Source organism: Microcoleus sp. LAD1_D3 (assembly GCF_036702135.1).
Taxonomy (GTDB): domain Bacteria; phylum Cyanobacteriota; class Cyanobacteriia; order Cyanobacteriales; family Microcoleaceae; genus Microcoleus.
Genome location: NZ_JAUBSB010000034.1, coordinates 6,713 through 32,999, shown reverse-complemented (window position 1 = coordinate 32,999; position 26,287 = coordinate 6,713). Strand labels below are relative to the sequence as shown.

General features: G+C 45.6%; 20 protein-coding genes, 1 pseudogene and 1 CRISPR repeat array (1 of these 22 only partly in view). Of the genes and pseudogenes, 11 read left to right on the top strand and 10 right to left on the bottom strand.

The genetic code is table 11. From position 1 onward, the window contains the following. Positions 1-305: 305 nt before the first annotated feature. The 8 genes from QUA74_RS18880 to QUA74_RS18845 all read right to left on the bottom strand — a co-directional run bounded on the left by QUA74_RS18880 (position 306) and on the right by QUA74_RS18845 (position 10,723). The gene (locus tag QUA74_RS18880) at positions 306-620 is read right to left on the bottom strand and encodes a YlxR family protein (protein ID WP_333332156.1); all 315 of its coding nucleotides are present in this window, start codon (positions 618-620) and stop codon (positions 306-308) included. Positions 621-713: 93 nt separating this feature from the next. Next, the gene (gene nusA, locus QUA74_RS18875; protein ID WP_333332153.1) at positions 714-2,003 is read right to left on the bottom strand and encodes a transcription termination factor NusA; all 1,290 of its coding nucleotides are present in this window, start codon (positions 2,001-2,003) and stop codon (positions 714-716) included. Positions 2,004-2,273: 270 nt separating this feature from the next. Continuing rightward, a complete protein-coding gene (gene rimP / locus QUA74_RS18870; RefSeq protein WP_333332150.1) occupies positions 2,274-2,741 on the bottom strand; it encodes a ribosome maturation factor RimP in 468 nt (155 codons plus the stop codon). A gap of 323 nt (positions 2,742-3,064) precedes the next feature. Beyond that, the gene (locus tag QUA74_RS18865) at positions 3,065-3,322 is read right to left on the bottom strand and encodes a molybdopterin synthase sulfur carrier subunit (RefSeq protein ID WP_333332147.1); all 258 of its coding nucleotides are present in this window, start codon (positions 3,320-3,322) and stop codon (positions 3,065-3,067) included. A gap of 146 nt (positions 3,323-3,468) precedes the next feature. Beyond that, positions 3,469-4,845 (bottom strand): response regulator, encoded by a 1,377-nt coding sequence (locus QUA74_RS18860; protein ID WP_333332144.1) that lies wholly within the window; start codon positions 4,843-4,845, stop codon positions 3,469-3,471. Positions 4,846-4,856: 11 nt separating this feature from the next. Then, positions 4,857-7,682 carry an ATP-binding protein gene (locus QUA74_RS18855; protein ID WP_333332141.1) on the bottom strand — a complete coding sequence of 942 codons (2,826 nt, stop codon included), beginning with the start codon at positions 7,680-7,682 and terminating at the stop codon, positions 4,857-4,859. Positions 7,683-8,673: 991 nt separating this feature from the next. Continuing rightward, complete coding sequence (locus QUA74_RS18850) at positions 8,674-10,125, bottom strand: hypothetical protein (protein ID WP_333332139.1); 1,452 nt, start codon at positions 10,123-10,125, stop codon at positions 8,674-8,676. Between the two features lie 454 nt (positions 10,126-10,579). Beyond that, positions 10,580-10,723, bottom strand: coding sequence for a hypothetical protein (locus tag QUA74_RS18845; RefSeq protein ID WP_333332136.1), 144 nt, complete (start codon positions 10,721-10,723; stop codon positions 10,580-10,582). Between the two features lie 13 nt (positions 10,724-10,736). Between QUA74_RS18845 and QUA74_RS18840 the strand changes: the two genes are divergently transcribed. Together QUA74_RS18840 and QUA74_RS18835 are read left to right on the top strand one after the other, a co-directional pair. Beyond that, positions 10,737-12,236, top strand: a complete 1,500-nt coding sequence (locus QUA74_RS18840; protein WP_333332133.1) for a GUN4 domain-containing protein — start codon at positions 10,737-10,739, stop codon at positions 12,234-12,236. A 300-nt stretch (positions 12,237-12,536) separates the two neighbouring features. After that, positions 12,537-12,716 (top strand): hypothetical protein, encoded by a 180-nt coding sequence (locus QUA74_RS18835; protein WP_333332130.1) that lies wholly within the window; start codon positions 12,537-12,539, stop codon positions 12,714-12,716. 128 nt (positions 12,717-12,844) lie between these two features. On the opposite strand, the gene QUA74_RS18830 is transcribed toward QUA74_RS18835, so the two are convergent. Further along, positions 12,845-13,372: a P-loop NTPase family protein gene (locus tag QUA74_RS18830; RefSeq protein ID WP_333332127.1), complete on the bottom strand. Its 528-nt coding sequence runs from the start codon at positions 13,370-13,372 to the stop codon at positions 12,845-12,847. A 356-nt stretch (positions 13,373-13,728) separates the two neighbouring features. Between QUA74_RS18830 and QUA74_RS18825 the strand changes: the two genes are divergently transcribed. The 8 genes from QUA74_RS18825 (at position 13,729) to QUA74_RS18790 (ending at position 24,010) form a co-directional block, all read left to right on the top strand. After that, positions 13,729-14,295, top strand: coding sequence for a nucleoside monophosphate kinase (locus QUA74_RS18825; RefSeq protein ID WP_333332232.1), 567 nt, complete (start codon positions 13,729-13,731; stop codon positions 14,293-14,295). A gap of 129 nt (positions 14,296-14,424) precedes the next feature. Next, positions 14,425-15,147 (top strand): ribonuclease PH, encoded by a 723-nt coding sequence (gene rph, locus QUA74_RS18820; protein ID WP_333332124.1) that lies wholly within the window; start codon positions 14,425-14,427, stop codon positions 15,145-15,147. A gap of 304 nt (positions 15,148-15,451) precedes the next feature. Then, on the top strand, positions 15,452-16,120 hold the full coding sequence (cas6, locus tag QUA74_RS18815; protein WP_333332121.1) for a type I-MYXAN CRISPR-associated protein Cas6/Cmx6: 669 nt from the start codon (positions 15,452-15,454) through the stop codon (positions 16,118-16,120). A 2-nt stretch (positions 16,121-16,122) separates the two neighbouring features. Beyond that, positions 16,123-18,588 (top strand): CRISPR-associated helicase Cas3', encoded by a 2,466-nt coding sequence (gene cas3, locus QUA74_RS18810; RefSeq protein WP_333332118.1) that lies wholly within the window; start codon positions 16,123-16,125, stop codon positions 18,586-18,588. Continuing rightward, complete coding sequence (gene cas8a1 / locus QUA74_RS18805) at positions 18,569-20,251, top strand: type I-MYXAN CRISPR-associated Cas8a1/Cmx1 (RefSeq protein ID WP_333332115.1); 1,683 nt, start codon at positions 18,569-18,571, stop codon at positions 20,249-20,251. The genes cas3 and cas8a1 overlap by 20 nt, the downstream gene beginning before the upstream one ends. 43 nt (positions 20,252-20,294) lie before the next feature. After that, positions 20,295-21,242, top strand: coding sequence for a DevR family CRISPR-associated autoregulator (locus QUA74_RS18800; RefSeq protein WP_333332111.1), 948 nt, complete (start codon positions 20,295-20,297; stop codon positions 21,240-21,242). Beyond that, on the top strand, positions 21,239-21,883 hold the full coding sequence (gene cas5, locus QUA74_RS18795; protein WP_333161154.1) for a type I-MYXAN CRISPR-associated protein Cas5/Cmx5/DevS: 645 nt from the start codon (positions 21,239-21,241) through the stop codon (positions 21,881-21,883). Before QUA74_RS18800 ends, cas5 begins: the two co-directional genes overlap by 4 nt. A gap of 250 nt (positions 21,884-22,133) precedes the next feature. Next, positions 22,134-23,603: direct repeats of the CRISPR family, unit length 36 nt; unit sequence CTGAAATAACCTTTGATGCCGTTAGGCGTTGATCAC. 167 nt (positions 23,604-23,770) lie between these two features. Continuing rightward, positions 23,771-24,010, top strand: coding sequence for an ISAzo13-like element transposase-related protein (locus QUA74_RS18790; RefSeq protein ID WP_333332229.1), 240 nt, complete (start codon positions 23,771-23,773; stop codon positions 24,008-24,010). A gap of 155 nt (positions 24,011-24,165) precedes the next feature. Here the strand turns inward: QUA74_RS18790 and QUA74_RS18785 are convergent. Further along, a pseudogene (locus tag QUA74_RS18785) lies at positions 24,166-24,485 on the bottom strand (element excision factor XisH family protein). A 335-nt stretch (positions 24,486-24,820) separates the two neighbouring features. Here QUA74_RS18785 and QUA74_RS18780 point away from each other — a divergent pair. Continuing rightward, positions 24,821-26,287, top strand: the 5' portion of a protein-coding gene (locus QUA74_RS18780) for an ABC-F family ATP-binding cassette domain-containing protein (protein ID WP_333332108.1). It continues 234 nt past the right edge of the window; only the first 1,467 of its 1,701 coding nucleotides appear in the window; it begins with the start codon at positions 24,821-24,823; its stop codon lies beyond the right edge, outside the window.

Here is a 26,287-nt window from a genome sequence, read left to right as displayed (position 1 = left end):
TGATTCAGTGTCAGGAATCGGGGTTTTGGTACTCGCTCAGCAATTTTATCTAAAAGATGCAACTCGCTGAAGTCTGCGGTTGAAGAATTCTCAAGTCTGTTTGGGAACTTGGAACTCCGAAGTCTGAGTTTTGGCAAAACCCACTCTCTCAAGCTTCAAAGTTTGCCTTTCCACCTTGAGGATACCTCTGCTAGTACCCTACCCTTATCTAATCTGACACAAATCTTTCCAGACTGGTGGGCAGATCGGATTGGGGTTTTATAGCTGGCGCTACCAGTAATTACTGGTAGGGCTGCCAAGAGGGTTTATACAGCCGATGCCGAACTATTGTCGGTTTTTCGTCCGGGTGAGCCAGAGTAAGATGTACAGTCAGATGTGGCTAAACGCTGCCAAAGTGTTTGGTACAGTTCGTCAGACACAGGTGCTTTGAGCGATCGCCCAAGTCGATTTTTTTTCTGAGCTGCTTTGAGGCATTCAGCTTCCCGACAAAGGTAAGCAGAACGACCCATGCCACGATCTAATTGTACCTGATGAGAAGGATAGAGCCTGACTACTCGCCAAAAAGCTTCCTTAGGAGCTATTTTTCGACAACTTGTACAGCACCGGTAGTTCGGTTTCATTTCTTGTGAGAGGGGGAGTAGGGGGAGAGGGGGAGTAGGGGACAAGTCCTCCTTGTCTCCCGATCGAGAAAATAAGAGTGAATGTCACAGTTTTTAGACTGCGGCTTCGGTTTCCTCCGTGGCGACTGCCTCCTCTTCCTCAAATTCTGCGGTTTCCTCGTCGCCGTCGTAGTCGCCTGCTTCGTCTGCGTCGTAGTCGCCTGCTAGTTCTTCGAGCCTAGTTGCTTCTGCTGCCAATTTGCTGTCTTCGGCAGCGCGATCGTACTTAGCAATATCTTTGATATCGATTTTCCAACCGGTTAGGCGAGCTGCGAGGCGGACGTTCTGACCTTCTTTGCCAATGGCAAGACTGAGTTGGTCTTCAGCGACCAAAATGTGAGCTCTCCGACCTTCTGGAGCAACTAAACGCACTTCATCTACTCTAGCAGGACTCAGAGCGTTGGCAATATAAGTTGCTGGGTCTGGAGACCAGCGGATCACGTCTATTTTTTCGCCGCGCAATTCGTTGACTACTACCTGAATCCGCGATCCCCGCGCTCCGATGCAGGCTCCTACAGGGTCTACGTCGCGATCGAGAGTATCAACTGCTATTTTAGTCCGGGGGCCGACGTGCCGGGATGGCGGATTTGCCTCCCTGGCTACGGCGACAATCCTCACCACCCCGTCTTCTATTTCTGGTACTTCGTTAGCAAACAGGTAAACCACCAAACCTGCGTCGGCTCTAGAAACAAGTAACTGCGGCCCTCTAGTAGAGCCTTCGCCTACTTTTTTGAGATAAACCTTGAATGTAGCGTTGGCCCGGTAATTGTCGTTAGGCAACTGTTCGCGCTTAGGGAGTTCGGCATCTACTTCTGGCTGACCGAAGCTGCTGGTGACTGCTAAAATCACCGACTGCCTCTCAAACCTGAGCACTCTTGCTTGAAGAACGGTTTCTTCTAAATCTTTAAACTCTTCTTGAATCATTTTGCGCTGTTGGTCGCGCAGTTTTTGAGCGAGAACTTGTTTGGTCTGGATCGCGGCCATGCGACCAAATTCTTTTTGATTTGGTGTTACGTCTACGAGCACGATGCTACCCGGTTGAGCTTCCGTGGCTACTTCTTGCACTTCCGTAAGTGAGATTTCGTGATCGGGATTGATGACTTCTTCGACAATAGTTTTGTTGGCTAAAACGCGGAAACCTTCTTGTTCTGCGTCGAGCTCTACATCAAAGTTGTCGAAGTATTCTTCGCTGAAGTGGTCGAGTTTTTGGGTGCGGCGGTAGCGCTCGTATCCTTTGAGCAGGGCTTCTCGCAAGGCTGCTTGGACGGCGTGTTTGGGTAAATTCCGTTCTTTGCTAATACCTTCGACCATTTCTTTTAGTCCGGGCAGGGGAACCATTGACATATAAAACACTCCTTTTTTGCTTTGGTAGTAAGTAACTGGTAATCGGTAATTGGTACTTGGAAATTTTTGAGAAAAAGTGATGGCAGAGGATTGATGAGTTACTGGATAGGATTAGGGGAGCTGGGTGCTGTAACAATTTATTTGTTGTTCCTATTCAACCCGCTGCTACGGATGTGATTGTTAAAAAGTAACTCGCAGCGAAGCGTTTTCAGCTTGCTGCGAGGCAATCTCAAAACTCAAAACTCAAAACTCAAAACTCAAAATTTCCCTTTACCTCTCCTTTCCTTCGTCTAGTTCAACTTTGACAATCTGAGCGCGGGGAATTTTAACCTGTCGCCCTTTTTGATTGAGATAAACCGCTGTTTCATCCCGGGAGAGGAGTAGTCCTTTCCACTCTTTGATTCGCGAGTCCGGTTCGCTGGCTTTGACTGTCACGGGGAAACCTTTAAACGTAATGAATTCTCGATCGCTGCTGAGCAATCGGGATATTCCGGGACTGGAAATCTCTAGCACGTAGGCATCGGGTATGATGTCGGCTGCCTCTAACTCGGCATCGAGGGCTGTGCTCATGCGCTCGCAGTCACCTAAACCGGTGTCTTGTTGGAGGTTGCGGATGTCTACCCGCAAGACGGGAGGATTTTGGTTGGTGTGAAACACTGCTCCCACTACTTCCAATCCCAGTGTTTCCGCAACGGGGGTAGCTAAGTCAATGATTTGTGGGATTAGGGGATGAGTCATATCGAATACTTAAGTTAAAACTCCTGAACTCGGACACGGCAAGGAAAAATTTGGTGTTGAGATTGCTTGGCTTTGAGGTGGTTTGATTAGGTGGCTGCGACTTTCGTCTTCAACTTTGGGACTTACCCAACATCCCAGCAGGGATCTCAAGCGGGGGATTACCCCTACTAAATCAGTCCTCAACTTGCAAATCAGACGCCCTGAGCTCTTTTCCTGCGACTAATGCAACAAAAAAAGTGGGCTTGACCCACTCCTAGGTAAAACAATTTCTTCCAAGAAGTTTGAGGACTTCTTCTGATCGAAGGCAGGCCTCTGTTCTCAGTTTAGCTCGATCGCCCGCCCGGTGACAAACCGATCGCCCTCGGGGGAGTGTCCGAGGGGAGAGGGGGATAGCTGACAGGGGGAATAAGGACGACTTGAGCGCCGTTTTGGAGTGGGGTGGGGCGAGGGCAAATTCCTGGTTGATACCGTGAGCGGGTGTGATCGCCCACCCTTCTAACTGTGGCGCGAGCAGCACTCAGGCGTTCTAGGACTTGCGATAGGGGGGTTTCTTTGGAAAATTCTAATTTCAGTTCGGACAAGCCCTATGCTTCTTGATAGGTGGCGAAGAGTTTGACAGTGATCGTGATTGGTAGATTAGACAGTAGATTAGACAGGGGCGATCGCATGATTAACGGTATATTTACAAAACAGCAGCCCAAACATTCACCAGAAAGAATTCTGATTACTACTGCTGAATAGGAATCTCAATTACAAACTCTACCCCCCCTTCAGGCGAGGAAATGCAGGTAAGCTGACCACCATGTTTTTCTTCTACAATCTCACGGCTAATAGACAAGCCTAAACCTGTCCCTTTACCCACTGATTTTGTAGTAAACATCGGCGTAAATAAATGCTGCATTATCTCCGGCGTTATCCCAAGCCCGTTATCAGCAATCCGAATCATTACTCTGTCGCCCTGAAGCATTTCAGTGCAGATCCGAATCTGCGGATTGTCATTGCTCTGTTGCTGTTCACTGCACAGCGGACAACTAATCGTAGACTCTTCTAAAGAATCAATAGCATTCGCTAACACATTCATAAACACCTGATTTAGTTGCCCCGGATAGCACTCTACCAGTGGCAGTTCACCGTACTGTTTAATAACCTTAATAGCGGTGTGAGGGCCTTTACCTTTCAGCCGATGACCTAAAATCAACAGGGTACTATCTAGGCCATCGTGAATATTCACTGGTGTGAGTGCCGATGTATCCAATCGAGAAAAATTACGCAGTGACATAGAAAGATTATAAAGTCGCTCTGTTCCTACAGCCATTGAATCAATAATTTTAGGCAAATCTTCAACGATAAACTCTAAATCAAGCTCCTGGGACTTTTCCTCAAATTCTAATGTCGAAGCAAAGCTGTACTGGCAAAGCTTCGCCATCGCGATCAAATCGGCAATATGTTCCTTTGCAGGAGGGAGATTGCTGGAGATAAAACTAACTGGATTGTTAATTTCGTGAGCCACCCCAGCCACAAGCTGACCGAGGCAAGCCATTTTTTCACTTTGAACGATTTGCACTTGAGCTTTTTTAAGATTATCCAAAGCTTGAGAAAGTTGAGCAGTTCGTTCTTCCACCCGTTTTTCTAACTCCTGCGCGAGCTGATATAACGCTGATTCTGCTGCAAGCCTGTCTTCTATCTCCCGTTTCAGCATTAGGTTTTGCTCTGCGAGAGTTTTAGTCAAAGAACGCAGTTTTAAATGGAGGTTGACACGAGCTAACACCTCTTTTTGTTCAAAGGGTTTAGTAATGTAATCCACAGCCCCTAGATTAAAGCCCTTGACCTTATCTCCTATATCAGAAAGAGCCGTCATAAAAATTACGGAAATTTCGTTCGTCAACGGACTTGCCTTCAACCGATGACAGGTTTCAAACCCGTCAATTCCTGGCATCATGACATCTAACAGAATCAAATCGGGCTGACTGTATTCAGCCTGTTCGATAGCAGTTTCGCCATCAGTTGCTACCAATATCTCCCATCCTGAACCCGCTAAAGCTTCAGAAAGTACGTCCAGATTGCTAGGGTTGTCATCGACGATTAAAATGGTGCTGGTTTCCATATTTTCTACCTTCATTCTTTTTCTATTCGGTGGGATGTAATAAACTCTTTGATTTTTTTGACCTGATAGCCTTGGGCTAACTGGCGCAGCTCTACAGCAAACGACGAAAATTTCTGATCCAACTTCTCTAGGTGTTCACTGCGCTTCACAATTCCTTTCAGGTTGCCTCTCATTGCCAGTTCAAATAAAAGTTCCATCTCTCCTAGCGGGGGAGCAATTAAAGGGGTTGATTCAGAAAGTGAGGAAGGAGCAGAGGAAAGGGGAATAGTGCTGATTTTTTCATTTTTTCGTTCGTCATATATCCATTCAAGTTTCAAATATTTTTGCAACATATCAAATAGCTCTTCTATCTGCACGGGCTTACCGAGAAAATCGTTTGCTCCACCCTCCAAGCTTTTATGTTGATCCGTAGCAAATACACTTGCCGATGAAGCAATGATTGCCACCTCTTTATAGTGTGGCAAATTTCGGATACGGCGCATCATCTCAAAGCCATCTAACACTGGCATCACCAAGTCAGTGATAATCATATCGAACTTAAACTGTGCCACTTGGTATAAACCCTCTTGACCGTTTTTAGCTTCGGTAACTTCAAATCCGAGGGGTTCCAGCAGATTGACAATGACTGAGATATTTTCCCATTTGTCATCCACTACCAAAATTTTCTGCTTTCTACCTTGGTAACCAACCAGTTTTCGTTCCTTGGCAATCGGGGCTGTATTTCCCCACTCTGTCGCTGCCGGTAAATCCAAATCTAGCCAAAAAACACTGCCTGCTCCTGACTGACTTTTTACTTGAATTGTACTACGCATCATTTCGACAATTTTCTGGCTAATTGCCAAACCGAGCCCGGTTCCTTCTCCCTGACGCTTGCTGTCTCCTACCTGTTCAAAAGGCAAAAATATTTTTTTTAATTGTTCTGGTGTCATACCAACGCCAGTATCTTCAATTTGAAAGCGAATTTTATGAATTGGTGAGGGGGGTTTTTGCTGATTGCCTTCTAACTTTTCACCTATCCCCATTTCCAGATATTCTATCTTAAAAGTCACCCCTCCCGACTCGGTAAACTTAATTGCATTGCTCAGTAAGTTAATGAGTACCTGCCGCAACCGTTTTTCGTCAGCGTGGATGCCAGGAGGCATTCCAAGACAGGGTTGATAAACAAAAGCAATTCCTTTTTGTTCGGCTCGGATGCGGCAAATTTCTGCGACTCCGTGTAAAAAGGAAGGAAAAGGGAAATCTTTTGCGTACAGTTCAAATTTCTGGGCTTCAATTTTAGCGATGTCTAAGATATCATTGATGAGGGTGAGCAGGTGAGAGCCACACTGGTGAATGATACTGATGCCTTGGAGCTCTTTCGGAGCCATCGTTGTCGATTGTTCTAGGATTTGAGCGTACCCTAAAATGCCATTGAGGGGCGTTCTCAATTCGTGACTCATATTCGCTAAAAATTCACTTTTAGCTTGGTTGGCGGTATCAGCGATTTTTTTTGCTTCCGTGAGTTCAGCGGTGCGTTCTTCTACTCTAATTTCTAGCTCGGAATTAGTCTTTGCTAACGCATTAAAAGATTCCCGCAACTGCTGGGCCATTTGGTTGAAAGACTGACCCAGAACTTCTAATTCCTCGGCGCCTTTTATCTGCACACTTTTGTCTAAATCCCCACTTGCGATCGCCCTAGAAGCTGCGCTTAAACGGAGAATCGGGCTGGTAATCCAGCGTGCGGTTAGGATTCCCAAAACGGTAGCCAGCGCTAAGGCTCCCAAACACAACAAAATGGTAGTCTGGGTATTGGCGTTAATTTGATCCATGAAATCGCTTTCAGGAACTACGACCACGATCAGCCAGTCCAATCCTCGGCTATCCTGAAAGGGCATAACTTGGAGGAATTGCCGCTGGCGGGCGATCGTAAAATCCAATTGCTGAGAGCTATTAATTTTAGTGAGGTCGCCAAAGTGTTCTTTTAACTGTGCTGTTGTCAGCCGAATTAAATCATCTGTGCTGTCTAAAGCATTCAGGCGATCGAGCTTGTCATTGTTGGTGATAAATGCTTCTTTGAGAGTTGAACTAGCTACTAGGAGTCCAGAACGTTCCATAATGAATGTCTGTCCCGAACGACCAATGTTTAAGCTGTGCAGGAAGTCACTGAGGAAAGAGATCAGAAAATTAGCAACGAATACCCCACGCAGCTCGCCACTTTCGTCATAAACTGGATGTCCGGCAGGAAGCGATAGCGTTTTCTGACCTGTAAGCGAAAAAATTTCGCTCCATGTGGGCTTGCCTAAGCGTACACTGTCTTTATACCATGAACGGCTGAATATATTGTAGTTTCGGGAGACTTTTAAGAGCTTCGTTTGATTGCCTTTGCTATCAGATTCATAAATATGAAGTTCATTCCGATGCTCTTTGTCTGCTATTTTAAAAACTACTTTGCCATTCTCTTGGCGTTCAATGGCAATGAACTCTCCTGTTTTAGTAGCAAAACCCATATTGGGCAGAGAAGGAAAGGCTTGAATTTGCTCCCACAAATAGCGCTCCGTACTCTCCAATTCGTCTGGATTTAAGTATCCTAGTCGAAGGGCATTGGCATTCAGTTGATTGACGCGAGGGGCTGTATCTAGGTATGTGTTGAGCTGCTGCTGGATGCGGGCCGTAATTTCACTCCGCAACTGGCTAGCAACTTCGTTGACTGCTTTTTGTCCGTTCCGTAAGGAGAGCCAGCCTGTCAGCCCGACGGCGGCAAAAATTTGCAGGACGAATGGCAATACTAAAATCAGCCGAAGTGACAGCTTTTTTTTAGAACGGTTTGACAGGAAAGTTGTTAGATAGGTCTGTGACATTGATTGCTGTTACTCCTGGGGTAACGAGTGGGCTGAAAAATCTAAGTGGATTTAGTGAAATGAGGCTGAGTAAATAGATATTCAAAAGCAATGTATAAGAGTTAATGAAAATTTTTAGAAAGTAACTTGCTTGAACAAGCATTGCTACTTACGTGTTTTCCCGGAGAGCGTTATAATTATAGCTGACTAAAGATACTGACGCGCCTAATTTTTTACCTAGCATTTGTAAAACTTTTTAGCCTGTAGGAAAGCAGTTACAAATCATATCTAATAGATTACTTGGTTTAGAGCTATTTGTAGTAGTTTTTAACTTTACTTTACAGATTAGTTCTCAAAAGTATAATTTTCTCAAACTTATATATATATAATATATACCTCTAAAAAAATTGACCTCTCTCGCTAAAAACATGACACGCCAGGCCGCTGAGAACCCTAACGGCGGTCTAACTCACTACCGCGCGGAAGATGTGATTGCACAACCCTGCAGATGACTTTGGTAGATAATGCCGATCGCACATGAAACTTTACAATTCAAGCAAGTTTCATTTGCAGGAGTTACCGCAGGGTAATTGCTAATTGCTAATGGGGCACGAAAAAAATAAGTAAAGCGGTGCAGCAGAAGGGATTATAACAGAGGAGAAAGCTGAGGGCTATTCTTTTTATTCTGGGAAACTATCTCAGCTTAATAGTGAATTTGGTATTAGAGAGGAACCGAGGGCTGCCAAGAATTTTAAGGTTCTTCAAATCCTAGAGGCTAGGGCCTGTCATCAGTTGAGGTAAAGGAAGGTGAAGTAGAGATACAGCCGACTAGAAGGATTCGATCGCCGTAAAAAGCCACCGTTATGCCCTACGGGATGAACAGTGGCAAAGGATCAAAGATTTGTTGCGCGGACGTGAAGATGATGTGGGTAGGACAGCTTGCCTACAATCGGTTGTTCCTGGAAGCGGTTTTGTACCGCTACCCAGCGGGCATCCCGTGAAGAGACTTGCCCTAACGCGGGGCTATCCGTTGCAGTTCTTTGGCTTGTTCTAAAATTTTCTCGAAGTCTTCTTCGCTCAACCGCTGAATGTAGTTGATTTTGAACTCTTCTAGGAAGTCGCACAGCAGCAGTTGTATTTCTTGCCAGGTTTGTTGCTGTTGCAGTTCGGTTCCTAAAGCTTGCCCGAAATGTTGGACTAGCTGGCTTGAGAGTTTGATGCTTATGGGGTCTTCGCTGGCGATTTTGAAGGCTTCGTAGGCATCTTGGGGGCCGAGAGTGACTAATTTTGAGAGTTCTGCAACTAATTGCTGTGCTAGCTGTTCCGGCAGGTTTCCCAGGCCGGGTACTTGCTTCCATCCTTGATAGAGGGGGGATTGTTTGAGGAAGGTTTCAATATTGTACCGGAGAAGGGCTTCTAGGTCGGGCTGGAGTTGGGGGAGGACTTTGTAGACGGTTATTTGGACTAGATGGGTGGCGATCGCTTCTATTTCATTGATATTGTTGATGTCTAGATAGCGCTGTTTTTGAGATTGAAATAGTTGACGAGCGAGTTCGCCTGTGGTAATTGATTGCTGCATCTGGTTTATGAGTTGAATTACTACAACTTCGGTCAATTCTTGGGCGAAGTTGGCGACGAAACCTCGGCTGATTTGGGTGCGTATGGGTTGGAGATCTGGCATTTTGGCTTGGTGGATGCGAATTGTGACGGGTAATACTCGCAACAGGCGCCAGAAAGGGAGCATCAGGAAGATGTCGTACCATCGCCAGAGCATGGCTGCTCGCCAAGTGACGCTGCGGTGACGGCGGCTGATCAAGTAGGTACGGGCTAGAAATTCGATCGCGAATATGGCAATAAATGGCAGGTCGAGTTGCCAAAACTTATCGGTAAATTCACCATTTTCTCCAATCTCGCGGAAATAGTTGGTGGCGATTAATGGCTTGATTTTGGCGTCAAACCATTGGATTTCTTTTTGCCAACCTTGTTTGTTTAAATAGTCTTGGCTCCAGAATGCTTGGAATGATTGTTTAGCGGAGTCTTGCGAATTCGGGATGCGATCGCGCAGTCGGTCTTTGATTTTTTCTAGGGTGCCACTTTTTGATGCTACTCGAAAGGGATCTTCGTCGATCATTTTCGCGCTCAGATTGTTTATTTCCTGCAATTTGGCTGCTACTTGGGGAGAGGGCAAGCCTGTTTGCACTACTTGAATTTTTAATTCTTCTAAGGTTTCTAGATATTGCTGGGTGTCTCGGTGGGGTTTAATTCCTTTAAATGGGTCGTATAGTTGAGTTATAACTGGCAGTTGCCGGAGGTAGAAATCTCGCCCGGGCACGTAACTTATGTCAAATAATACTAGGCTTAAATTTCCTAGGGCGACCAGTGCCATGAACCGCTCGAACCAAGGTACTTTTGGTGATTTTTGGCGGGATTTTGGAGTTTTAGAGGGCTGTAGTTTTGGTGTCACTGGCGGTTCCTAATTAAGTAGACCGATCGAATTAGATGTAACTGGTAATAGCTAAAAAAACGAAACAGGGAAAACTGGCTAATTGTCGGAGCTCGCTCGGATTGCGATCGAGGAAGCTAGTCTTTATTTTAACGTGCGTTTGTTGGGGAGTTTTGGATTGTTGATTCCGCCTGGTTAGCTAATAAATTATACTGGTAAAATATTAAGGTCGATCGAAGTTGACCGAAACTGTAGCTCCCGTTAGTGTGCTTCTCTCTGGCAATAAAATTATATCTCAGGCGGAATCCTCAGTTTTTTTGGCGTTGCAGAGCTCACGGGGCTGGTAATAAATTACTATTTCTGTTTGATCTGGTGGCTCTTTGACCGCTAAATCAAATGTTTTGCACCGAGCGGAGTCTAAGGTTAGATGTGGACTTCGAGTTTGAGGTCAAACCCTCAAGAGAGTTATACTTGCTCAGGGGCACTCGGGCGAGAGTGCACCCTCTGATCGCTCCGGTGGCAGCCGCCGGAGTAAGGTTCGAGGTGTCACCTCTACAAAAACCCGATCGCGATCGGACTCTTGAATAATATTAAACCCTGAGTATAAATTGGTTCGCATTTTTTTTTAATATATGACATACTGCCTTAATCTCGATTGCCCAAGAGACAAGCGTCAGAACCCCCCAGGCACAAAGTATTGTCTTAATTGTGGTTCAAAGCTGCTGCTAAAAGACCTTTATGCAGCAACTGAGCCTCTGCGGGACGGAGGATTTGGCAGGACTTTTCGAGCTGTTAATTATGGAAAATTTGAGGAATTGTGCGTGATCAAACAGTTGTCGCCCCCTCAAGAATTTCAGCGGAAGCCCGGTCATTTTAAAAAATATGTTCGACTGTTTGAACAAGAGGCAAGGCGGTTATACGAACTGAAACACCCACAAATTCCTCAATTGATTTCTTATTTTGAGGAAGATGGGCGCTTGTATTTAGTGCAAGAGTTTATTGATGGGAATAATTTAAAGGATGAGTTAGACAAGTACGGTGCTTATAGCGAAGTTAAAACTAACGAACTGCTGTTAGATTTGTTGCCTTTGTTGAAGTTTGTTCACGACCGAAATGTAATTCACCGCGATATTAAGCCTGAGAATGTGATCCGCCGCTCTCGCGATCGCAAGTTAGTGCTGATAGATTTTGGGGTTTCCAAACAGGTAGTAACGGCTGCTCCAACTAAAACTGGAACGAAGTTGGGAACTCCTGGCTACGCGGCTCTAGAACAGCGTCACGGTAGGGCTGTTGCTGCTAGCGACCTTTATAGTTTGGGGGTGACTTGCATTCGCTTGCTGACTTCTGTTATGCCTTATCTCGATATCTACGGGGACATTCACGATGACCTTTACGACCCGCTTGAAGGCCGCTGGCTTTGGAGGGAGGCTTTGCCGAAAGGAACACAAATTAGCGAGGATTTAGGTCAGGTTTTGGATAAGTTGATTCAAGAATATGTTAAAGATCGCTACAAATCGGCTGTGGAAGTTTTGGATGCTTTAAAACCTCCTGTTATTGTTGTCCCCGTGCTGGAAAAGTCGCAGCAGACAACTGTTGTTAGTCCTTCGGTTCCGACTCAACCTGTGACTGATACTCCGCTAGTTTCTGTGAATTTAGAGTCGGAAAAAGGTATTGATTATTCTCATTTGGCAAGGCTGCTGGCTGCTAAAAATTGGCGGGGTGCTGATGAGGAAACTTCGGTGAAAATGCTGGAGGTGATGCAGCAAGTTTCACGAGGTTATTTGAGCGAGGAAGATATTAGGAAGTTTCCAGCTAAGGATTTGCAGACTATCGATCAACTTTGGGTGCGGCACAGTCACCGCAGATTCGGTTTTTCTGTGCAAAAGGGTTTGTGGCTCAAGTTGGGGGGAAAGCCTGGTGTTTATGATGCTACAGTTTGGGAGAAGTTTGGCGATCGAGTCGGCTGGCGGGTTAACAGCCAGTGGGTATACTATTCGGAGCTGAATTTTACTTCTAAGGCAAAGCCTGGACATTTGCCGGGGGGGACTGTTTTTGGGTGGGAAGGCGGGGTTTTGTGCGGTGTTTTGGGTTTGGGTGGAATCTGGTTTCTGCTGTCGCGGCGGGATTTGTAGAAGGAAGGTAGAAGGTAGAAGACAGAATTTATTAGTCTGGCTGCACCCCAAGCGAAGTCGAAGAGTTAGTCATTAAATAGTTTTGAGTTGCGAATTAAAGAATTAACAAGTTTTTAGTTTAATCATTTGTCATGTAGGAATTACGTATAAAGAAAACGTAAAATAAGATATAATCACAAACTATTTTTTTTGTGCTATGTTCTTAGAGAAGGGCAAGTTTACAAAGTCAAAAGCCAGTCCTCGGCCCTGCCAAAGCATGGGGACTGGCTTTGGCTCCAATTTACCAAGGAGATATATATTATGTTGCAAGAAAAACGTCTCAAGCCGTGGACTATAGTTCGCTCGCTTCCAAATGTGGAAAAGGTGGTTGTGGGTGAGTTTCGCAGTTGGTCTGATGCAGATGGTCACTTGAAAATTCTCAAGCGGATGGTGCCGGCGGATCGATTGACTGTTGTTTTCGATCCGGTAGTTCAAGCGTAACGTCGCTGGTAAATTGATCAGCGTGCGATCGCTCTTTGAGCTAAGCGATCGCCTCTTTTTTTAAATACTGTTTTTTTACATAAAAAATGCGACCGCTAAACAGGCGATCGCAACTGGAATCATTGTCCTTAACTGCGGCGAATTTCAGTAATTTGGTCGGCAACATCCAAAATTCTTTGGGGCATGGATGGCCCTGTAAAAATCATATCCAAATGATGCGGTTTGTTGTCAATCAAGGCCACCACTTCGGCTTCGGGAATCCATCCCAAATTAACCGCTAAACTCAATTCATCGAGAATAACTAAGGCATAACGGCCTTCGCGCACCGCATTTTGAACATACTGCCACAATTGTTCGATCGATCGCGTCTCCAGCTCATCTAAATTGGCATTCTCAATGCAGCGTGACAAATCGCAGCGCACCCAATCTAAATTTTGCCCCAGCCGCACCGGATGCTGATGCCCTTGATTAATTCCCCCTTTGAGGAACTGCACCGCTAGCACTGGAGCTCCCTGTCCTGCAATTCTGAGGGCTTGAGCCATGACACTGGTAAAAAAGCAGCGGTGCGGGCCTGTAAAGACTTGCACCAGTCCTTGAACTGTGTAGGGCAAGCCGTGGGTTAAATTGAGTTTAGGGGTTTGTAACTGAGCAACCATAGGGCAATATTTAATCAGCAACTAAGTCTTGAGTGCAGCTCCGACCTTGGCGTGGCTGAAGCCTGCTTGACAATATATAGTGTACGGGGCCGAGTGCACATCGGATCGAACACTAGATATACAAGTTGTCAAAAGCTCGCGGCAGTGGCATTCGCAGTCATTTGTGCAATTTTTGAACTCAATTAGCACTTAGGCAGAAACGGGGTTTTTTACCAAAATACGGCGCGAAGCTTGACATTTATACAGTTATAGGGTGAAAAACCAAGGTGATGAGAGTTTTGCTGCGTCGAGGGCTTTTAAGAAAAGGTACACACATCGCGTAAAATTTGAATGTCGCGGCACTAGGAGCAGAGACTGTGAGAGTGGTGATTCTGGGAGGGCCAGGAGCGGGAAAGGGAACTCAGGCTGAACTACTGTGCAGCAATTTAAGCCTTCCTTTGCTGGCTGTGGGGGACATTCTACGGGAGGCGATCGCAGAAGACACAGATTTAGGCAAGCTGGCGGTGTCTTATGTCGAAAGAGGGGAATTAGTTCCCGACGCAACTATGATTGAATTCTTTCGCCGCCGGCTGCTGCTGTGGGATGTCTTTAATGGCTGGGTGTTGGAGGGCTATCCGCGAACGGCTTTTCAAGCTGAGGAGTTGGATTTTTTATTAGAGGATTTGGCGCAGGAGCTAGATTGGGCCGTTTGGCTGAAAGTGCCGATCGAGGTTTTGCTGAGTAGGTCGATCGAGCGCGATCGATCAGATGACCACCCTGAAATTTTACAGCGTCGGCTCGATTTGTTCCACGAACGCACTATTCCTCTTTTAGAGTATTACGAATACCGCAACAAACTGTTAACTGTCGATGGCAACCAATCCCCAGAACAAGTCCAGCAGGATATTCTCAAATTAATCGAGGCTAAGGGCCAAGCGTCATAACATTTTAGATTTTAGATTTTAGATTTTAGATTGAATGACTGCATATTTACCGAATAAAAAAAAACGGAAGATTAATACCCAATTTTAAATTTTTAATGCCCAATTACCATTACCAATCACCTAAATATTATGTCTTTCCAACGTCCAGATGGCAGACAACCAAATCAAATTCGTCCCATTAGTTTCGATCGACAGTTTACCAAATTTGCTAGCGGTTCCGTACTGGCGAAAAGTGGCGATACTCAGGTACTTTGCAGCGTTACAATCAAGCCGGGAGTGCCTAGATTTCTGGAGAATACCGGACAAGGTTGGCTGACAGCGGAATACCGAATGTTGCCAGGATCTACGCCGCAGCGACAAGAGCGGGAATTTATGAAATTATCGGGACGGACTCAAGAGATTCAGCGGTTGATTGGGCGCAGTTTGCGATCGTGCTTGGATATGCAATTATTGGGGGAACGCACCATACTTGTGGATGCGGATGTTTTGCAAGCGGACGCTGGGACTCGCACAACTTCAATTACTGGCGGGTTTGTGGCTGTGGCTGATGCTTTGAACAAGTTGGTGCAAAAAGGTGATTTAGTGCGATCGCCCATTATTCGTCAAGTGGCGGCCGTGTCTGTGGGACTTTTGGAAGGCGAGCCGTTTTTAGATTTGAATTATCTTGAAGATGTGGCTGCTGAAATTGATTGTAATGTGGTAATGAATGGAGATTTGAATATTATTGAAGTTCAGGGAACTGCGGAAGAGGGAAGTTTTAGTCGGAGTCAGTTAAATCAAATTTTGGATATGGCAGAAATAGGGATTCAGGAATTGTTGGAGGCTCAGCGGCAAGCTCTTTTGACCGATTGATTTTAACCCCAATTGTTGGAGATGTCTGTTTGAATTTACTGTTGGGTGGGGACGGGTTTTCCGGTCTTTATCGCAACCGGAAATATTTTTGGTGAAAGCCGCCCCTACAGATTTATTTACATTATACTTGACAAAAGTTGCGGTAAGTGCTATACCTAGAAAAATAGACGGGGCGTTGATCATTCTGCCCTCCGAGTAGTAAAACCTACGCGATTAATGCAGGGACGCGAACAGCCATTGCTTTCAACTCCCCAAAACCTTTGATGCCGTCAGGCGATTAACTAAATTATTCCCGAGCAGGCTAGTGAATACTACCTCTCTCAAAAATCAAATGTCTGCACTCCGAGTAACAAGTTCGACAGACATTTCTTTCAGAGTAAATGGCTTAGAGCTCCCAGCAGACCACGGTTACGGGCTGTTTGCAGCGATTTGCGAAGTAGTGCCGATGTTGCGGGCCGATCGCACAATTCGGCTGCTGACGGTGGCGGGATATCCAGACAGACAGGGGAAAATTACTCTCAAGCGCGAGATCGGGCGATCGTCGCGAATGCGGATCAGGGTGGCAGCAGAAAACGCGCACCATTTCTTTAAACTCGGTGGCCGGCAATTGTCTGTGGGCATCCACCAAATCGTGCTGGGAGTGCCGACAATATTGCCGTTAAAGCCTGCTGCTGACTTGTTTGCTCGGGTTGTGGTGATTTCTGGCTACGAACAGCAGAATTATTTTTTAGCGGCGGTGAATCGGCAACTGAAAGCGCTGGGAGTGCGATCGGGCAATGCTGAAATTCCCCTCAATCAATACGGCGAAATCGCCAGAAAAACTATCAAAGTTAAGGGCGATACAAAAGTAGGTTATTCGGTGAAAATATCCGGGCTTACTGATGAAGATTCTTTGTTGGTGCAGCATAACGGTATTGGCGGCAAAGGACACATGGGAGGTGGCTTTTTTGTGCCTCACTGGGAGGCTAAATGAAAGTGAATTTTCCCCGACTTTTTGCTAAGTCTTTGCCCAAGGATTTTTCAAGGCTGCCTAAAGAAATTCAGTCAGCTCACTTTTTGCCCGGACATACTGCTGCGGTGTACTGTTCTGCTGAAATTATTCTCAACCGATTGCTGCCGATTATCTTGCGTCAATTAGGTTTGGGCGATGAATGGGCGAAATTGCTGTTGAAAACAGCTTTGATGGGATGCTACATTCACGATTGGGGGAAAGCCAACCAGCACTTTTTGGGATTGATGGCAACCGAGTCAGTGCATTATCAAAAGCATCCTCAGTGGTTACAAACGATTAAATCAGAATTGCCAACTAACGAGAGAAACCAAGTCCAACAAATAATCCGTCACGAAATTTTGAGCGGCATTTTGGTGCTGCGAGTTCCCGAATTTAGGCAGTGGCTGGAAAGTTGCGAAGATGTCGATTTGTTGGTGGCTGTTTGGGGCGCGATCGGACACCATCTCAAAGTCGATCCCACAAAGGAATTTGTCAAAACTAAGGGCTGCGGCAATGCGCCGCTTTTTGTATTTTGCCAGCACAAAATTCCTTCTAAACCAGATGCAAAACCCGTCCGAGATGATTTTAGGGCGCTGCTCAAAATTGGGACTGGTAGCCAGTTAAAATTGCCGCCAAAACTGCCCAATGTCAAAAAATCAAATTGGACGCAGGAGGAACTAAAATATGCTGTTGAGGCAGTAACGGACGAATGCGAAGCAATGGCAAAAACTGTGGGGCGAAATAGCGATCGCCAGCGGTTCATTGCCGCAGTGAAAGCGACTGTCATTGCAGCGGATATCGCAGGTTCTGCGGTGCCGCAAATCGCAAATCAGCGGCAATGGTTGAGGCAAGTTTTGGAGCAAGTATTGAGCCGGGAAGATTTACAGCAGGTTATCGATTCCCGGCTCAATAAAAAGCAGCCGCGGGGTTTTCAAAAGTCTGTTGCTGCGACCAAAACTAGAATTACTTTAGTTAAAGCTAGTTGCGGAACTGGTAAAACAATTGCTGCTTATTTGTGGGGATTAAATTGGGCAATTAATAGAAAGCTGTTTGTGCTTTATCCTACTACGGGGACGGCTACTCAGGGCTTTTTGGATTACGGGACTTTGACTGAAGCTGAAACAGCTTTAATGCACTCTCGATCGAACATCGATTTAGAGGTTTACCAAGCTTTGATTAATGAAAATGATGACCACGTTGAAAATGAGTCGAGACTGCAAAGTTTCAAAGCTTGGATTGCCAAGCTCATCGTCGGCACGGTAGATTCAGTTTTGGGATTGATGCAGAACAACCGCAAGCCGATTTATGCGTGGATTGCGATCGCCCAAGGTGCTTTGGTTTTTGATGAAGTTCACGCTTACGATGACAAATTGTTTAGCGCTTTGCTGAGATTTATCCAGACGTTTAAAGGCGCGCCGATTTTGCTGATGAGCGCCAGCTTCACTCAGGAACAACTGGCAAAAATTTACGCTACCGTGGCGGAGTTGGGCGAAGAGATGACCGAGATTGAAGGCCCGAAAGATTTGGAGGATTTGCCGCGCTATCAATTTCAAGTAGTTGAAAGTTCCACCGATGTCATGGTGGATGTCGCGGCTGCTTTAGCAGCAAATCAAAAGGTTTTGTGGGTCAACAATTCTGTAAAAAGTTGCGTTGACACTTACAATTATGCTGTGAATGAGTTAGTTAAGTACCCGAATTTAGATTTTTTGCCTTTAGTTTACCACGCTCGATATAGATACAAAGATCGGGTCGATCGCCATTCTCAAGTCATGTCAGCTTTTTCGCAGCAAACTAAAGGTGTGCTGGCTGTTACCAATCAAATCTGCGAAATGTCCCTCGATTTGAGTGCCGATTTGCTGATAACGCCATTTGCAATTTTTGCGGCGCTGATTCAGCGGCTGGGGCGGCTTAAGAGGCAAGTTGAGTTTGATGCTACTGGCAATTTGGTACTAGCATCGGGACGCATTTGCCAAGCTATATTTTATCCGACTAACACTCCTTATCCTTATACGGGAGAACAGGTAAAAGCTGGTCAAGAATTCGTTCGAGAACTTGCGGAATTGGGGGAAATTTCGCAGACGGATTTAATGAATGCGGCTCTCAAAATCACCGGCGAACCGATCGCCGAATATGACTCCGCATGGCTGGACGGCTTGTGGTGTACCAGTCGCGAATCCTTGCGAGAGCCTGGGAATACCATTAATGTCATTTTAGCAGAAGACCGGCAAAATATCGAGAAAATTGCAGAGGAAAAAAGGGCGAAAAAAGGCATCAGTAAAAATAAGGCTTTGGCTGAGGAAGCACAAAAATGGGCGGTTCCGGTGCGGCTTCCCCGTCCTATTTCTAAACTCACAGATTGGAAAAGATTTCAAAAATTTTATCCGATCGCCCCAAAAGATGCCGTGATTTACAGTGAGGTAACGGGAGCTTGTGAACAGTACAAATGTTGAAATAGTTCTTAACTTGCACAGCCCGCATTATACGGATATGCACGCGGCGGGTTTGGCTGGTTTATGGATGACTTTAAGGCAATTTAATCGGGAGGGGATTAGTTATGATAAACTGAAATGGGATCTGGGCGAATATGAAGTCGCGCTGAATATTCAAGGGAGTCATTTAGAGGCGATCGAATGGTTGATTCAACAGTCGTTTTTGCTAAATGACGGATTGATTGGATTCCGGGGAATCGATTCAGAAAATCTCTTGCCGGAGTCGAGAGTGGCGCTGCATCAAGGATTGTTGAATACTTTTTTGCAGCAAGGGATACTTTCTAAAAGCGACGGCATAAAATCTCAATCTTTTGAGATTGATGAGGGCGAGTTGCCGCTAGTAGTAAGTTACAAGTCACTAACTGAATACAGCCATCAAAAGTTTGCTAAAAATTTGTGCGATCGCGCGGGTTTCCTGCTAGAGAAACCCTTGGCTGTAGCGGGCTGGCTGAATCCAGGCGCTACAGTCAAACACACTGCTTTCGCAGGCAAAACTAGCATCGAACAAAACGCTTTAGATGCTTTAGTGTTGCTTTACGCGCCCGTAGTTTGCTGTTATTTCAAAATTCGATCGTTCGCAAAAGGAGAAAAAGCATCTGCAGCTTTGATAATTCCTGAAATCTTGAATCTCAAACAGTTTGCTGAAACTAGAATGAGTTACGCCAAACGCCATCAAGCGTACAAAAATTTTCATGCTTCCGGGATTGGAGATGCAGCGCTGCGTTTTTTAGTGACTTACGAATCCGCAGTAGAGATTGCGAAAACTTACAAAGTTAGCCGCTGTCGCGCTGTGATTTTTGGGAAAACGCCGTGGAATCAAAAGCAAAAATCTCCGACGGACAAGTATTCCGTAACTGCGGATGCAAAAATCTGTGCCGCTTATCAGAAAGCGCAAAATGCTTTCAAGGATAAGTATGTAGTTTACGGAGATTCGGGCAGTGCCATTGTCCCCAGCTTGGCTAAAGGTTTAATCGCTGATGCTTTGATTAAACACCTTCCGTGGTACGGAGAGTTGGCGGAGAAAATAACTAGCAAAGAATTGTTCGATCGACTGTGTTATGAAAGTAAAGGATTTCGAGATATGGTAGAATATGCGGAGTGGAAAGAAGCATCCCACGGGCGGTTTGTTGAGGCTTGTCACGATGCTTTGAGAGGAATTTACGCGGGTTCTTTTAAGCAAGGAAATGCTGAAGCCAAGCGCCAAAATGCTAGCGAAGAACATGGCAAAAATTTAGGTGAAAAGCGGATATCAGATGAACGGGAAAAAGTGCGCTCGAAAATGATTCGCTGCAAAAACTTTTCAGCATTCTGTTCTTTCATCACGGAATTTTGGTCGAAAGCAGGCTTTTCGCGAGTGCAGCAAGAATATCAAGCAGAATTGTGGAATTTAGTATTAGATGATTGGGAAATGGCAAGAAATTTAGTCTTGCTTTCCCTCGTCAGTTACAAAGGCAGGAAATCGCCTGACTTGCCGCCTGAATTGCCAAGCAGCAAGCGGGTGGAGGCTGAAGATTCTGAGGTTGATTTAGATGAGAATGATGGGGATGAGGAAGAAGAAGATGACGAAGATGATGATGATGGTGAAAGCGTGCCTTTGCCATCATCCCTTCGCAATTTACGTTAGGCAGAACTTACGCACACACTATATCTGTAACTGAGGAAATACCATGACTTATCATTTGTTTGGCAACATTTTGACCAATTACGGCATCGCTGCTAACAACCGGGGTGAAAACCAAGGTAACGTGACAACTTTGCAGCGCTTAGCATGGAAAAATTCGCTGCGGACTACTGTATCTGCGGAGGCGATTCGGTGGGCAATTCGCTATCAGTGGCAGTTTTTAGGAGAAGATGTCAACCGCAAATGGGATGATGATAAAAATGAAAATTATCGCGTTCAAGAAGGTGTTTTCGATCCAGAAATCTACATTGATGATGATGTTTTGGGTTACATGGATGCGAAAGCCGCAACGGAAGATATCAATAATGATGGGGTTCCAGAGTCGAGCGATACCAAACCAACTGCTAAAGGCGGCAAGGCTAAAGCTAAACTGAAAAAAGGGGAAAGCATTGCTCGCAGGGGGGTGCTAGAAGTGACTCGCGCGATTTCTTTGACTGCGGATACTGGCGATTTGTTTTTTGGCTCGACTAGCGGCAAAAAAGACCGGAAATCTATTCATCAAACGGAGGCTCACGCTACTCGCTATCAGTACGGTTTTGCGATGACTCCGCACCGTTTGAAGGTTGCGAATCGGGTGATTTCTGTTTTGGATGCTTTGGCTTCTCTCGGAGGTGTTGCGGGAAATCACGCTCGGTTTCTTTACGATTTTTCTCCTGAAAGTATTGTGTTCAGGTGGACTCACGATTTTGCTCCCCGGATTCTTTACTGCTTTGAGGAAAATCGCAAAGGGGAGATTTCAATATCGGATTTGGTGCGCCGCATTGAGGGTGGAGATATTGACCCGAATGAGGTGTGGATTGGCGGTGCAATTTCTGTCGAGCCGGAGGTGGAAGAATTGGAGCAATTGGGTGTGAAAGTTTTTCGGGGAATTAAGCCGGCGGTGAGGGATTTGCAGTCCGTGATATTGTCGGATATCGATCGGGAGGCTGCATGATCGGGTTGCGAATTGAAGTGCCAATTGCTTGTTGGCGGCAGTCTTATGCGCGGGAATATGCGGAAAGTTATCCGGTGCCGCCGCCGGCTACGGTGTACGGAATGCTGCTGTCAATGGTGGGGGAAATTAACCGCTATTCTCACTGTGGCTGTAAGATTGCGATCGCCCTTTTGTCTGCTCCCAAAAGTTCGACTTTGCTGCGGACTGTTCGGCGGGTGAAAGTTGCCAAGGAGGAGTTTGCGGCGGGCAATGCGCGGCCGGATTTTCAGGTGTTGCTGACTGGTATTGATTTGGGAATTTGGGTGGATTTTGGCGGGGATGTTGGCAATCCCAAGCTGTTGGAAAGATTGCGGGAGGCAATTTTGCGCCCGGAGTCGGTGAGTAGATTTGGTGGGGTTTCGCTGGGGGAAAGTCGGGATTTAATTAATTCTGTTTTGCTGTGGCGGGATGAGTTTGAAGCTGATATTTGTCAGTGGTTGATTTTAGATCGAAATGGGTATTTGGCTTTGCCTTGCTGGGTGGATCATGCGGGTTCTAAAAAGACTAGGTGGCAGCGCTATGTTTTGGCTGATGCTGGGGATTTTTTGCTGGCGGATGTGTTGGCTGGGGTTGATTGCTGGAGTTCCATCGGGCCTGAGTAATTGCAAGGATCTCTGAGTGTAAGGGGTTTTTGGGTGCGCGTAATGTCTGGATTGTTTGTGGGGATAGGTTTTGAGGTTGTTGTGTTTGATGTTTGGGTGCTTGCACGGTTTGAATGCTTTGATTGGTGAGGGTTTGAGATGTGCGATCGAACTGCTTTGATGTTGGAAGGAGGTTTTAAGGATTTAGTCGGACAAGGTGCTTGCAAAAATGGTTTGGAGGGTTTATTCTTTAAGGGGTTGGGCGATCGGTCTGAAATAACCTTTGATGCCGTTAGGCGTTGATCACAAATAAGCAAGGCAACTGCCACCACTGGCACTGTCTGAAATAACCTTTGATGCCGTTAGGCGTTGATCACGTCGGAGAAAACTCGCACCGTCAGCGGGTATTTTTTGTTCTGAAATAACCTTTGATGCCGTTAGGCGTTGATCACCTGATTAATCGACTGATAAAGTCTTCCTCTTCATCTGAAATAACCTTTGATGCCGTTAGGCGTTGATCACGATCAGATAGAGTACGAAGGGCTGCTACCAAATACTGAAATAACCTTTGATGCCGTTAGGCGTTGATCACATCCCCGCATAGTTGCGGAAGATAATCTCTGGGGAGCTGAAATAACCTTTGATGCCGTTAGGCGTTGATCACGTTCCACACGTTGACTGGGGCTGGGGCGAAATTCTGAAATAACCTTTGATGCCGTTAGGCGTTGATCACTGGACACAGAAAGAAGAAAAGTTAAGCGAAACCAAGGCTGAAATAACCTTTGATGCCGTTAGGCGTTGATCACGGGTTACTCCGATCGATTCTTTACTAGCGATTTTCCTTGAAATAACCTTTGATGCCGTTAGGCGTTGATCACAATCCGAAGAAGCGCGTGTTACTGTTACTGTAACCTGAAATAACCTTTGATGCCGTTAGGCGTTGATCACATCATTGAATTGCATCACAACGACGGCAGGACTGAATTTCTGAAATAACCTTTGATGCCGTTAGGCGTTGATCACACGATCGGATTGCCCTGCAAATAAATTTGTTGAATCTCCTGAAATAACCTTTGATGCCGTTAGGCGTTGATCACAAGCTGCCGCGCTGAAATCGATCGCCGTGCGGTCTGAAATAACCTTTGATGCCGTTAGGCGTTGATCACTCGAACTGGGTGCAGACCACTGGGGTAATCGCCGTCTGAAATAACCTTTGATGCCGTTAGGCGTTGATCACTGGCTACGTTATCAGCAGAATTGGAATCGAGATCAACTGAAATAACCTTTGATGCCGTTAGGCGTTGATCACGAAGAGGAAATATAATGGAATGGCCTAAAGGTACAACTGAAATAACCTTTGATGCCGTTAGGCGTTGATCACACCGAAAGGCAATGCGATCGCCACCTTTACATCAATCTGAAATAACCTTTGATGCCGTTAGGCGTTGATCACCAAGCAAACCGTACTTTCAGCACTTCACCCTTGGGCCTGAAATAACCTTTGATGCCGTTAGGCGTTGATCACGCCCAAGCGATCGCACTTTCCCCCACGCAAGTTCTCTGAAATAACCTTTGATGCCGTTAGGCGTTGATCACTTATCATCGATCGCTGATAGTTGCAGCCGTGTTTGTCTGAAATAACCTTTGATGCCGTTAGGCGTTGATCACGGTTTCATGGTCAGGTTGCGTGTACTGAATATGGTGTCTGAAATAACCTTTGATGCCGTTAGGCGTTGATCACGTCAACCGCGCTCGTCAAGACAATTCTATCTTGGCAAAATGTGATAGTGGAGGTAGTAATAATGCTAATCATTATATTTTTAAATAAGATTTGCAGAAATTAGTTAATGAAATAGGAATTGAGAGCATAATTGCTCATTACCTCCTTATACATCTAAATATAATCCCATAGAACATCGACTTTTTCCTCATATTGCCAGGGTCGGTCAAGGAGTAATTTTTACAAGTTTAGAATTAGTCAAAATTCTGGTGGGAAAAACTCAAACTAAAACGGGACTATCTGTAGCTGTAAATATCCTTAATAAAGTTTATAAAACTGGTCGGAAGGTGGCTGATTATTTCAAAAATAGTATGCAAATTGTTGTTGACGAATATTTGCCCAAATGGAATTATCGAGCCATACCCTAAACAGAGTAATTCCTTAAGTTATTGATTTTTTATTTTTTAAAAAATTTGCGATAATTATTTAAGCTATTCCTTGTACTATTTCCTCTATCTTCTGGTAGAAAATAACCCTATTTATGTGGTTATTCTCTCGCAATATGTGACCCAAATTTTTCTCATTACAAAAGCTCTGTAAAAGCATTTAGTAGAATTGCAAGATACAGTTGTATTTCGGATTCCGTCCGTTTTAAGATGTCATAGTAAAAAGTATATTGACCCAAAGCTGGCTCTAAATCGGCAATTCTAGACTGTCTGATAAAACTTTTAACTTCAACGGCTATCTTGCGATCGTTGTTTTCAGCAGCTAATAGCTGTTCGGCACCAACATCGATAGGTTTCTCTTCGCCCAAGCCAAGGGATACGGATCATGGGTAATTGTCCAGCCAGCCTTAATGAGAGCCTGTTTGACAACTTGATGATAAATGTCTCTTGCTGGCACGATCGCTCTCTTTTGCTATCGAGGTTGACACTCACTATTATAATGTGCAGAAGTCTCAACCATTATTCGAGAAATTCAATCTGAAACAACACGATCGCTCGATCGCCCCACCCAAATAGTCCTACACCCACGTCGACGCCAGAAACCGGGTTTATTCGTAGATTTCTAGTTGAGAATCTGCGATTTTTCATAAAAACCCGGTTTCTTCGCGTAAGTCCCACAAAATCAAAATATTGCCAGTGTCTAAATATAATTAAAATTTGTTAAGATTAACTCGACCTCAGCGCCGGCATCCCATCCGCCGCTAAACCTGCCCTTCCCCAGTCCCCACAACAATGCTGCGACTCGAACACATCAGTAAAATTTATCCCACAGGCGTCGTACTCAAAGATGTCACCTGGGAAGTCAAACCAGGCGATCGCATCGGCTTAGTAGGCGTTAACGGTGCCGGTAAATCCACCCAACTCAAAATCATCGCCGGCGAAATCGAACCCACCGCCGGCGAAGTCATTCGCCCCGCCAGCTTACACATCGCCTACCTCTCCCAAGAATTTGAAGTAGATCCGACTCGCACCGTCAAAGAAGAATTTTGGCGTGCCTTCAGCGAAGCCAACGAAGTCCATGAATCCCTAATGCAAGTCCATCGAGACTTGGAAAACTCCTCCCCAGAAAATCTAGACGAACTGATCCACAAAATGGATCGGCTGCAACGGCAATTTGAAGGCCTAAACGGCTACGGTTTAGAAGCCCAAATCGAGAAAATTCTGCCCGAAATCGGATTTGAACCCGAAGATGGCGATCGATTAGTCAGCGCCTTCAGCGGCGGTTGGCAAATGCGGATGAGTTTGGGCAAAATTCTCCTGCAAAAACCCGACATCCTGCTACTAGACGAACCTACCAACCACCTCGACTTAGAAACGATCGAATGGCTGGAAGTATACCTCAAAGGGCTGACAACCCCAATGGTAATCGTATCCCATGACCGGGAATTTCTCGATCGGCTCTGCACCCAAATCGTCGAAACCGAACGCGGAGTTTCCAGCACCTACCTCGGCAACTATTCCTCTTATTTACTGCAAAAAGCAGAAGCCAGAGAAGCCCAACTCAGCGCCTACGAAAGCCAGCAAAAAGAGCTCGAAAAACAGCAAGCATTTGTAGAAAAATTCCGCGCCAGCGCTACTCGTAGCACCCAAGCCAAAAGCCGCGAGAAACAGTTAGACAAAATCGAACGCATCGAAGCCCCCACCGGCGGATTAAAAACTTTGCATTTCCGCTTTCCCCCCGCACCCCGCAGTGGCCGCGAAGTAGCAATAATTGAAGATTTGGTGCATACCTACGGCGAAAAAATCCTATTTTTGGGAGCCGACTTGTTGATTGAAAGGGGCGATCGTATTGCCTTTCTCGGCCCCAACGGCGCGGGCAAATCAACCCTGCTGCGGATGATTATGGGCTTGGAAAAGCCGACTGAAGGTACTGTCAAATTGGGAGGTCACAACGTCATCCCCGGTTACTTTGAACAGAATCAGGCAGAAGCCTTAGATTTGAATAAAAGCGTGATGCAAACGATTCACGACGAAGTTCCCGACTGGAAAAATGAAGAAGTTCGGACTTTGTTGGGCCGTTTCTTATTTACTGGTGAAACAGTATTTAAACAGGTTGGCGCTTTAAGCGGCGGAGAAAAAGCCCGTCTGGCTTTGGCAAAAATGCTGTTGACTCCCGTGAATTTGCTGATTTTGGACGAACCGACAAATCACCTCGACATTCCGGCGAAAGAGATGATGGAAGAGGCGATTCAGAATTAT

Coding starts and splice junctions, on each gene's coding strand:
- QUA74_RS18800 (WP_333332111.1), top strand. CDS start 20,295: ATGACTTATCATTTGTTTGGCAACATTTTGACCAATTACGGCATCGCT.
- QUA74_RS18830 (WP_333332127.1), bottom strand. CDS start 13,372: ATGGTTGCTCAGTTACAAACCCCTAAACTCAATTTAACCCACGGCTTG.
- QUA74_RS18880 (WP_333332156.1), bottom strand. CDS start 620: ATGAAACCGAACTACCGGTGCTGTACAAGTTGTCGAAAAATAGCTCCT.
- QUA74_RS18835 (WP_333332130.1), top strand. CDS start 12,537: ATGTTGCAAGAAAAACGTCTCAAGCCGTGGACTATAGTTCGCTCGCTT.
- rph (WP_333332124.1), top strand. CDS start 14,425: ATGTCTTTCCAACGTCCAGATGGCAGACAACCAAATCAAATTCGTCCC.
- cas5 (WP_333161154.1), top strand. CDS start 21,239: ATGATCGGGTTGCGAATTGAAGTGCCAATTGCTTGTTGGCGGCAGTCT.
- QUA74_RS18855 (WP_333332141.1), bottom strand. CDS start 7,682: ATGTCACAGACCTATCTAACAACTTTCCTGTCAAACCGTTCTAAAAAA.
- QUA74_RS18840 (WP_333332133.1), top strand. CDS start 10,737: ATGACATACTGCCTTAATCTCGATTGCCCAAGAGACAAGCGTCAGAAC.
- rimP (WP_333332150.1), bottom strand. CDS start 2,741: ATGACTCATCCCCTAATCCCACAAATCATTGACTTAGCTACCCCCGTT.
- QUA74_RS18860 (WP_333332144.1), bottom strand. CDS start 4,845: ATGGAAACCAGCACCATTTTAATCGTCGATGACAACCCTAGCAATCTG.
- nusA (WP_333332153.1), bottom strand. CDS start 2,003: ATGTCAATGGTTCCCCTGCCCGGACTAAAAGAAATGGTCGAAGGTATT.
- QUA74_RS18845 (WP_333332136.1), bottom strand. CDS start 10,723: ATGCGAACCAATTTATACTCAGGGTTTAATATTATTCAAGAGTCCGAT.